Annotated in this window: 9 protein-coding genes; 2 read left to right on the top strand and 7 right to left on the bottom strand. The window is 68.1% G+C overall.

All coding sequences use genetic code 11. The features are described from left to right. Positions 1-338 precede the first annotated feature (338 nt). Together VQ03_RS11670 and VQ03_RS11665 are read right to left on the bottom strand one after the other, a co-directional pair. On the bottom strand, positions 339-1,796 hold the full coding sequence (locus VQ03_RS11670) for a DegQ family serine endoprotease (protein ID WP_048451048.1): 1,458 nt from the start codon (positions 1,794-1,796) through the stop codon (positions 339-341). Between the two features lie 44 nt (positions 1,797-1,840). Further along, positions 1,841-3,145: a glycosyltransferase gene (locus VQ03_RS11665; RefSeq protein WP_048451046.1), complete on the bottom strand. Its 1,305-nt coding sequence runs from the start codon at positions 3,143-3,145 to the stop codon at positions 1,841-1,843. A 130-nt stretch (positions 3,146-3,275) separates the two neighbouring features. Between VQ03_RS11665 and VQ03_RS33725 the strand changes: the two genes are divergently transcribed. Further along, positions 3,276-3,452, top strand: a complete 177-nt coding sequence (locus VQ03_RS33725) for a hypothetical protein (RefSeq protein ID WP_167376079.1) — start codon at positions 3,276-3,278, stop codon at positions 3,450-3,452. 85 nt (positions 3,453-3,537) lie between these two features. On the opposite strand, the gene VQ03_RS11660 is transcribed toward VQ03_RS33725, so the two are convergent. Both VQ03_RS11660 and VQ03_RS11655 read right to left on the bottom strand, forming a co-directional pair. Next, positions 3,538-5,214 (bottom strand): acyl-CoA dehydrogenase family protein, encoded by a 1,677-nt coding sequence (locus tag VQ03_RS11660; RefSeq protein ID WP_048451045.1) that lies wholly within the window; start codon positions 5,212-5,214, stop codon positions 3,538-3,540. 110 nt (positions 5,215-5,324) lie between these two features. Further along, positions 5,325-6,095, bottom strand: coding sequence for a glucose 1-dehydrogenase (locus VQ03_RS11655; protein ID WP_048451044.1), 771 nt, complete (start codon positions 6,093-6,095; stop codon positions 5,325-5,327). A gap of 209 nt (positions 6,096-6,304) precedes the next feature. Between VQ03_RS11655 and VQ03_RS11650 the strand changes: the two genes are divergently transcribed. Then, positions 6,305-7,369, top strand: a complete 1,065-nt coding sequence (locus VQ03_RS11650) for an ABC transporter substrate-binding protein (protein ID WP_083467943.1) — start codon at positions 6,305-6,307, stop codon at positions 7,367-7,369. A gap of 103 nt (positions 7,370-7,472) precedes the next feature. On the opposite strand, the gene VQ03_RS11645 is transcribed toward VQ03_RS11650, so the two are convergent. From VQ03_RS11645 to VQ03_RS11640, 3 genes are all read right to left on the bottom strand, one after another. Beyond that, positions 7,473-8,270, bottom strand: coding sequence for an outer membrane protein (locus tag VQ03_RS11645; protein WP_342586459.1), 798 nt, complete (start codon positions 8,268-8,270; stop codon positions 7,473-7,475). A gap of 3 nt (positions 8,271-8,273) precedes the next feature. Next, positions 8,274-8,471, bottom strand: a complete 198-nt coding sequence (locus VQ03_RS35160; protein ID WP_342586458.1) for a hypothetical protein — start codon at positions 8,469-8,471, stop codon at positions 8,274-8,276. Positions 8,472-8,594: 123 nt separating this feature from the next. Further along, positions 8,595-9,336 (bottom strand): outer membrane protein (locus VQ03_RS11640; protein ID WP_048451043.1); only part of this gene is annotated, 742 nt, incomplete at its 5' end.

Raw genomic sequence — 9,336 nt, 5'->3', positions numbered from 1 at the left:
TGGACGGCGGGCCGGGGGAGTTCGCGCGCGCCCTGGGGGGGGGGTGCGGGAAGGAGTGGGTGGTGGACGAGATCACCTCGGGGGGGAGGGGGAGGTGCGGGCTCGAACCCCCCCCGACCAGGGTGCCGAGCCGACCCCCCGCCCCCGCTTCCCCCCCCACAGGCCCAACCCCGGGACCGCGCAGCGGACCCGGGATCCAAAACCGCCGATTCCGCAGGACCAAGCGAACGTTATCAGTTTGATGCGGAAACATTCGCGGTTCTGACGGATTCCGCGCTCTCGCCTGCGGCGAGCCCCGGAATGACCCGGAGGGTGTCATGACCCTGCGGCTGCCGCCTCTACCCCCCGAACACCGACGTCAGCTGCTGCCCACCCCGGTTGATCGTCACCTCCCACATCGAGGCGGGGGCGCGGGTCATGCGCTCCAGATCCTTGGTCGAGGTCACCGGGGCGCCGTTCACCGCCACCAGGAGGTCGCCCTTCTGCAGGCCGGCCCGGTTGGCGAGGCTGCCGCCCTCGACCTCGGCGATGATCACGCCGTCGCCCTGGGCCTGGGCCGGCAGGTCGAGCTGCAGGTCCTCGGCCACCGCCGGGGACAGGTTGACGGCGGTGGCGCCGAGGAAGGGCGAGCGGGTCTTGACCTTCAGGGTGTCGCGCGGGCGGGTCTCCGGCGCGGGACCGAGGCGCACCGGCACGGTGGTACGGGTGGCGCCGCGCAGGACCGTGAGCTTGGTCTCGCCCTTGATGCCCTTCAGCGCGAAGCGATAGCCGAAGGCCTCCGGGTCGTCGACGGTCTGGCCATCCACCGCCAGGATCACGTCGCCGCGCTTCAGCCCCGCCTCCTCGGCCGGGCTCTTGGGCTGCATCGAGGCCACGAGCACCCCGGTCGGATGGTCGAGGCCGACGCTGTCGGCGATGTCCGGGGTCACGTGCTGGAGCCGGGCGCCGAGCCAGGGCCGACGCACCGTGCGGGCGCCGCCCTTGGCGGTCTCCACCACCGCCCTGACCATGCTGGCGGGAATGGCGAAGCCGATGCCGTGGCTGCCGCCCGACTGCGAGTAGATCGCCGTGTTGATGCCGACGAGGCCGCCGTTGAGGTCGACGAGCGCCCCGCCCGAATTGCCCGGGTTGATCGCCGCGTCGGTCTGGATGAAGAACTGGTAATCGGCCGAGCCGACCTGGGTGCGGGCGAGCGCCGAGACGATGCCCTGCGTCACCGTCTGGCCGACGCCGAACGGGTTGCCGATGGCGATCACGAAGTCGCCGACCTGCAGGTGCTCGGAATCGCCGATCTCCATCGGCACCAGGCCGCCGCTCGGGCTCTTGATCTTCAGGATGGCGAGGTCGGTGCGGGGGTCGCGCAGGATGATCTGCGCCTCGAACTCGCGCCGGTCGTTCAGCGCCACCTTCACCTCGTTCATGTTCTCGATGACGTGGTTGTTGGTGACGATCAGCCCGGAGGCATCGACGATGACGCCCGAGCCGAGCGAGCGTTGCGCCCGCTCCTGCGGCAGGTTCGGGCCGGCATCGCCGAAGAAGCGGCGCAGGAACTCGTCCATGGCGCCGCGATTCGCGGCGCGCTTCTCGACATGGGTGCCGTAGACGTTGACCACGGAAGGAGCGGCGCGCTTGACCAGCGGCGCGAAGGAGAGCTGCACCTGCGCCTTGGATTCGGGGATGGCCCGGTTGTCCTGGAGGGCGCGGTAGGGCGGCACCGACTCGGCCTGCGCGGCCGCCGGTCGGGCGACCCCGAGAAGGAGCGCGGCGAGCAGCAGGGAGGTCGTCGGGCGGCGCATCGGCATTCGGCTCCGGGTATCGGGTTCGCAGTCTGGATGCTCTCTCACATGACAGCACTGCGCTGAAAAGATGGCGCCTCGGCCGCACCCGTCATCCCCGCATAGAGATCGCAGAGGGCGCTCGCATGGGCGGCCAGCGTCATCGGGGCGGACCAGTAGCGGACATGGGCGGCCGCGCCGAGGCGGCGCACCAGGGCGTCGTCCCGCAACCGGCCGAAGGCCTCGGCGAGCGCCCCGACCTCGGGGGCGGTGACGAAGCCGGTCTCCCCGTCCCGGATCTTCTCGCCCGCCCCGGCCCGGTCGGAGGCGATGGCCGGAATCCCGGCGGCGAGCGCCTCGTAGATCGTCAGCGGGCCTGTTTCCAGCCAGCGCGCCGGTGCCGCCACGGCCCGGGCCCGGCGGCGCAGCAGCGCCTCCACCTCCGCCGGGGCACGCCAGCCGACCACCTCGGCCCCCGGCACGGCGCGCAACTCATCCGCGAGCGGCCCGTCGCCGATGAACAGCGACGGCAGCCCGGCCCGGTGGGCGGCCTGCGCCACGAGGTCGGCCCCCTTCTCCCGGGTGAAGCGGCCGACGAAGGCGACCGCGTCTCCGGCGGCCGGATCGGCCGGCGCGGCGCGCGCGAGCCGGACCGGGTTGTCGATGCAGTGGTGGTGGAGGAAGGGGATGCCTTTGACGAAGCGTTCGACCTGCGCACGACTGCCATCGGAGACGTGGACCAGGTCGATCGGCCGAGGAGCGAAGCCGCGCTTGGAGACGCGGGCGCGATTGGTCGAGCGCGGGTCGAAGTCGCGGGTGATCGCCGCCCATTGCGCGAAGTACCGCGCCACCCGTACCGCCTTGTGGATGCGCGATTGCGGATCGCAGGACGCCGCGAGGCAGCGGGCTGAGAACGGGCGCAAGGTGCAGGGTTCGGCCCGATCGAAGCGGTAATAGACGCCGTTCGGGCAGACCAGGAAGTAATCGTGCAGCGTGATCGCCAGGGGTAGGCCGCTGCGCGCCAGCACCGGGAGGATCGCCGGCGAGAGCGAGCGGGTCCATTGGTGCAGATGCAGCACGTCGGGCCTGTCCGGCAGGGCCGCCAGGGCGCGTCCCAAGCGCCGCGCGGCCTCGCGGTTCCAGATCCCCTCGATCGCCCCGCGCCAGGCCGGCCGCTCCCACACATCGGTGAGACCCAAGCCCACCCGACGGATGCCGGGGTGGTCGAGCATCGGGTCGGCCGGCCCGTCGACCCCGTGGATCAGCGTGACGGCGACGCCACGCTCGGCGAGGCCGCGGGCGGATTCGATCGCGACCTTTTCGGCGCCGCCCGTCGGCGTCGCGAAATTCGTCAGGATGCCGACATGCATGGGCGGGCCCTCTCACCCGCACATCCCTAGCCGGCGAGGCGCCACCGTCCCGTTAAGAGCTTGGCGGACGCAACAGGCTCGGGCCCCGCGCGTTAGCCGGGCACGCCGTCCCCGAACGAGGAGACATCCGGTGAGCGACACAAAGACCCCGAACCAGGACCAGCCCGGCTTTCGCCGCGACAGCGCCTCCCCGCAGGACAAGGCGCGGCCCGAGAACCAGCAGGGCAAGCTCAACGAGCGCCTCGACGAGGGCCTGGAAGAGACCTTCCCGTCGAGCGACCCGGTTTCCGTGAAGATCACGAAGTAAAACGACGCACATCAAAGTTAGGAACGGCGCGCAGAGTGCATCCGCGCGCCGTTCCTTATTTTGCGATCCGGACGGAGCCCGGCCGCTACTGCACTTCGAGCAGCCGCCGGGCGATCACCTGCGCCTGGATCTCCGCCGCGCCCTCGAAGATCGACAGGATGCGGGCGTCGCAGAGCAGGCGGCTCACCGGGTATTCGAGGGCGAAGCCGTTGCCGCCATGGATCTGCAGGGCGTTGTCGGCGGCGGCCCAGGCGACGCGGGCGCCGAGGAGCTTGGCCATGCCGGCCTCCAGGTCGCAGCGCTTGCCCTCGTCCTTCTGGTGGGCGGCGAAGTAGGTGAGCTGGCGGGCGATGTTGATCTCCACCGCCATCATGGCGATCTTGTCGGCCACCCGCGGGAAGGAGACCAGCGGCTTGCCGAACTGCACCCGCTCCTCGGCATAGCGCAGGCCGACATCGAGGGCCGACTGGGCGACGCCGACGGCCCGGGCCGCGGTCTGGATGCGGGCCGATTCGAAGGTCTGCATCAGCTGGGCGAAGCCCTTGCCCTCGACGCCACCGAGGAGGTTGGCCTCCGGCACCGCGAACCCGTCGAAGGCGAGCTCGTATTCCTTCATGCCGCGATAGCCGAGCACCTCGATCTCGCCGCCGGACAGGCCCGCGACCGGGAAGGGATCCTCGTCGGTGCCGCGGGGCTTCTCGCCGAGCAGCAGCGACAGGCCCTTGTGGCCCGGCTCCTCGGGCTTGGTGCGCACCAGCACGGTCATCAGGTCGGCGCGGACCGGATGGGTGATCCAGGTCTTGTTGCCGTGGATCCGCCAGGTATCGCCCTCCTTCACCGCCTTGGTGCGCAGCGAGGCGAGGTCGGAGCCGGTATTCGGCTCGGTGAAGACCGCGGTCGGCAGGATCTCGCCCGAGGCGATCTTGGGCAGGAAGCGCTGCTTCTGCTCCTCGGTGCCGCCCCCTAAGATCAGCTCGGCGGCGATCTCCGAGCGGGTGCCGAGGGAGCCGACGCCGATATAGGCCCGCGACAATTCCTCCGAGACCACGCACATCGAGATCTTCGGCAGGCCCATGCCGCCGTATTCCTCGGGGATGGTCAGGCCGAACACGCCGAGCTCGGCCATCTGGCCGATGATCTCGAGCGGGATGTAGGCGTTCTCGAGGTGCCATTCATGGGCGTGGGGGGCGACCTCGGCCTGGCCGAAGCGGCGCATCTCGGCGCGGATCGCCTCCATGTCCTCGTCGAGGCCGCTGTCGCCGACCGTGGCGGAGCCCGAGCCCTCGCGGATCAGCCGCACCAGGGCGGCGCGGTTCGCGGCGGTGTTGCCCTCGGCGATCAGGGTCTCGACGGCGTCGGAGCGGTGGCGCGCCACCTCCTGGCCCTTGAGGCCCAGCGACGAGGTCGGGCGCACCATCTCGCCCTGGCTCATCGGAATGCCGCCGAAGAGCTGCTCCAGGTATTCGCCGAGCCCGATGCGCACGAGCAGCGTCTCGGTCTCGCCCAGGCGGCCCTGCTCGGTGAGGCGCGCCGCATAGGCGCCGAGCTGGGTGATCGCCTCGGCATAGGTCGAGAGCCAGGCGAGTCCGTGAGCGGCGTGCTGCTCGGTCTCCAGCCGTTCGGGCGAGAGCCGGCCGTCGGCGCCGAGAAGTCCGGCGCGCACGCGCCGGGCGGCGTCCGCGGCGAGGGCCTTCGCGGCGAGGCCCGCCTCCTGCGCGAGGGTGACGAGATCGGTCGGGGCGGGGGCGGCCTGGGCGGACATCGGTCAGGTCTCCGGTCGGACTTTGTTGCGGCGCATACAAATAGCGGCGAATCGCCAACCTGTAGAGGGGCCTGCCTGCCGCTGCGCTCGGACTTTTGGGGAACGGGGGATTATTGTGCCGTGACCCCGCCGTCGATCACCATCTCGGCCCCGGTGACGAAGCCGGCCTCGTCCGAGGCGAGATAGGTCGCGAGCCCGGCGATCTCCTCGGCGGCCGCGTTGCGCCCGAGCGGCACCGAGGCGCGCAGGCGCTCGGAGAGCGCCTCCGGCGTGTAGCGGCTGCCGGCGGCGAGATCGCGCAGCATGTCGGTCTCGGTGAAGCCCGGATGGATCGAGTTGCAGCGCACGCCGTATTTCTGCCGGGCGCAATGCAGCGCGACCGACTTGGTGAGGAGACGCACCGCCCCCTTCGAGGTGTTGTAGGCCGCGAGGTTGTGCCCGCCGACGATGCCGGAGACCGACGAGAGGTTGATGATCGTCCCGCCGCGGCCGGCCGGCGGCTTCATCGCCCGAACGGCGTGCCGGCATCCGAGGAAGGTGCCGTCGACATTGATCGCCTGGACGCGATGCCATTCCTCCAGGGTGACCGACTCGATCGTCCCGACCACCGCGATCCCGGCATTGTTGACCAGCACGTCGAGGCCGCCATGGCGGGCCACCGTGTGGTCGACGGCCCGGGTCCAGTCCTCGTCCCGGGTGACGTCGAGGGGACAGGGATGGAAGGCGGGGTTCTCCGGCGCGACGCGCTCGGCCTCCGCCCCGTCGATATCGGCGAGGATCACCGCCGCCGCTCCCTCGCGCGCGAAGCGCCGCGCGATCGCCAGCCCGATTCCCCGCGCGCCGCCCGTGACCAGGGCGACCTTGCCGGCCAGACGTTGCATCCGGATCCTCCCGTGTCTCCCGCCTCTTCCCGGGCGGCCCGTCAGGGTGGCGCGGCCGCGGCGCGCCCGCAAGCCCGACCATCGACGCTGCCAGACCGGACCAGTGTCGATCGCTCCGATCGCGCATCCGCGCCGCGAGCGGACACGGCGCGGATCCCGAGGCCGCAGACGTCGCGGCCAGGCCCGGAACGGCCGCGCTATACTGGCTTATGATTGATACAAGTTCGATCTCGCTCTATGATATCCGGTTATATCCGCGCAGCCGTCGAGCGAGGAGCCGTGCCGTGCGAAGGCGAGACTGTATCCCTCTCTTGGGAACTTTCCTGTTCTCGCGCGCGGGATTTGCCGAGAGCCGTTCCAGGACGAGCCATCGGCAGGTCGGGATCATCACGGCTTACGCCCCCGACGATGCCGAGATAAAGCCTCGATTGGATATATTTAAAAGTACGTTATCGAATTTAGGAGGCAATAGTCATTATAACATAAATTTATTTATTAAATCTGCATCGGGAAACATGGATCTCATGATTGCCTACGCCAAAGAGCTGGCCGCGCTGCGCCCCGATGCCATATTGTCTGCGACGACTCCGGCGACATCAGCCATGCTCGCCGAGACGAAGCAGATACCCATCGTCTTCGTCAGCGTATCGGATCCGGTTGGAAGCGGATTCGTGACACATCTCTCGCGTCCTGAACGGAACGCAACCGGCTTCATTAACACGGACCCAACCTTATGCGCGAAATGGGTCGAGATATTGAAGGAAATCGTACCGGGCTTGTCGAACATCGCCATCATTTACAATCCGAGGACCGCGCCATATGCCCGGTCCTACATCGAGGCATTCACATCAGCGGCCCATAAATTCGCCGTCGAGCCGAATGCCCTGCCGGTCGCAAGCGAGCGAGATATCGCCGCCGCCATCTTGGCCGTCAGCCAGAGACATGGCGGGATCGTCCTGATGAACGATAGTTTCAACACAAACAATAGAAATCTCATCAACGCGCTCACGCGAGAGCACAAAGTTCCGACAATGTCTTACAATCGCAATATTACCGCCACCGGCGGTTTGGTCTCGTATGGCGTCGACGAGGTCAATCTGTATGAACGCGCCGCCCAGTACGTTTATCGCATCTTGCAAGGCGAGAAAATCAGTGAATTGCCCGTTCAGATTCCAGAGGCAATCAATTTAACATTGAACATGAAAACCGCGAACGCGATGGGAATTTCGTTTCCGGACTCGATCCTCATTCAGGCAAACGAGGTCTTCGAATGACGGTCGTGCCGTTCACTCCGATCGAAGTCGGCAAGGCGTCCGCCATAGGCCTGCGCCGCGTGTAGGCCAAGGGGCATCCCACCCGACTCTCACGGGTGCAGCCCTAGAACTTGACCGCTGCCCCCCCGCGCACGGTGTTCAGGTTCAGCTTGTGGCCGTCGAAATCGTTGAACAGCACGTATTGGTACTCAGCGCGCAGCAGCAGGTTCGGCGTGATGGCGTATTCGAGTCCCGCACCCGCGGCGACGCCGCCGACGATCTTCTCCTTGGAGCGCGTCACCACGATCGGGGCGAGGAGCTGGCCCGCCTCCGGAGAATAGGGATTGAATGCCGGATTGCCCGGATCGAACTGGCGATAGCCGACATTGACGACCGGCACGCGCCGCGCGGCGTCGGCGAGCGCCTGATTGGAGCGATAGGCCGCCTGATCGAATTCGTAGCCCTGAACCGATGCGCGATCGGTGATCTGCGCGCGACCGATGGCGAAGCCGCCTGTGACGTACGGCATGAAGTCGCCGACGGTGTAGCCGAAGCGGGCGCGGACCGTGGCGTAGTCGTTGATGCGCGTCGATGCATCCCCATCGAGGTTGACGGCTCTGAAGAAGCCATTGCTGCCGACGGTGCTGCGCCCGATCGCATCATGCGGCGCCCGGCCTGTGACACCGAAATGCGTGTAGTCGAACTCGACACCGATGACGGTCTCGTCGAACTGGTAGTTCACGCCCGCGAAAGCGCCAAAGCTCGCGCCGTCCCGGCGCGTGTCGCCGGCATGGAGCAGCGTCGATGCCCCGAGATCCTGCTCGATTCTCGTCGCACGCAAGACATCGGCGACTACGGGTTGGTAGACCGAACCGAAGCCGAAGCTCGCGCTCGACCAGCCCGCATGGCCGCCGACATAGATGCCCTACCAGATGTCCGCGGAGGGAGCGGCGGCCGGCTCGTAGGCACTCCCCCGCAAGATGCCGAAATCGAGATCCGCGGCCCGCGCCGTCACCGGCGCGATACTGCTCATGCCGATAAGAAGACCAACGATCGCGAAACGCATCTGGGACGCCCCCGGCATGTCGATCGGCAAAACTTGCCGTGCCGCCGACATCATCATGCTCGGGTAACCTTAATTCCTGGTTGCATACCTGACGGATGCCGCAATGTCCCGGACAATGACGATCGCCCGGTGTGGCGGGCACACCGGGCGATCGGCCGTTCGACGATGAGGCGGGGGCGATCAGTAGGTCAGGCCGCCCAGCCCCGGCAACGCGAGGCCGTTGCCGAAGGCCCAGCGCAGGCCGACCCGGAACTCGTTGGCGGCGATATCCTTGATACGGGTGTTCTGGTTGAAAGCGTCGAAGCCGGTCCGGGCCTTGCCGACCTCGAGGTAGCGGTAGCTGGCATCCACGCTCACGCCGGCGCCGATCTCGTAGGAGATGCCCGCCATCGCCGCCCAGGCGAGGCCGATCGCGGTGTGGTTGGCGCGCGCATCGAACCCCTGCGCGCCGATCTGGAAGGTGCCGGGCACGGCGCTGCCACAGGCGGTGGTGAAGCAGGTGGTGCCGGTCCAGGAATCGTGGAAGCGCTTGCTCGCCATGCCGACGCCGGCGCCGATATAGGGGGTGAAGCCCCACCAGGTGCCGAGATCGACGTAGACGTTGAACAGGCCTGTCAGGACGTCGAGCTTGCCGGCCTCGGTGTTGAAGCCCTCGACGAAGTTGGTGCGCGAGGAATAGTCGCGGAAGCGGCTGCGGGTGCGCCCGTCGATGGTGACGTCGGCCCGCAGGAAGCTGTTGAAGCGGTAGCCGATGCCGCCGCCGTAACCATCGGTGTCGCTCAGGCGGAAGCCGACGAGCTTGGCGCCCGCGGTGCCCGGCAGGGTATCGTCCTTCGGGTTGCGGAAGTCGCTCGCCGTATAGTCGCCGCGCAGGTACCAGCCGCTGCCAACCTCGACCGGCGCCGGGAGCGGAGGCGGGGGC

The organism is Methylobacterium tarhaniae (genome assembly GCF_001043955.1).
Taxonomy (GTDB): Bacteria; Pseudomonadota; Alphaproteobacteria; order Rhizobiales; family Beijerinckiaceae; genus Methylobacterium; species Methylobacterium tarhaniae.
The sequence above is the reverse complement of the archived record's forward strand: the minus strand, read 5'-3'. Positions and strand labels throughout refer to the sequence as shown.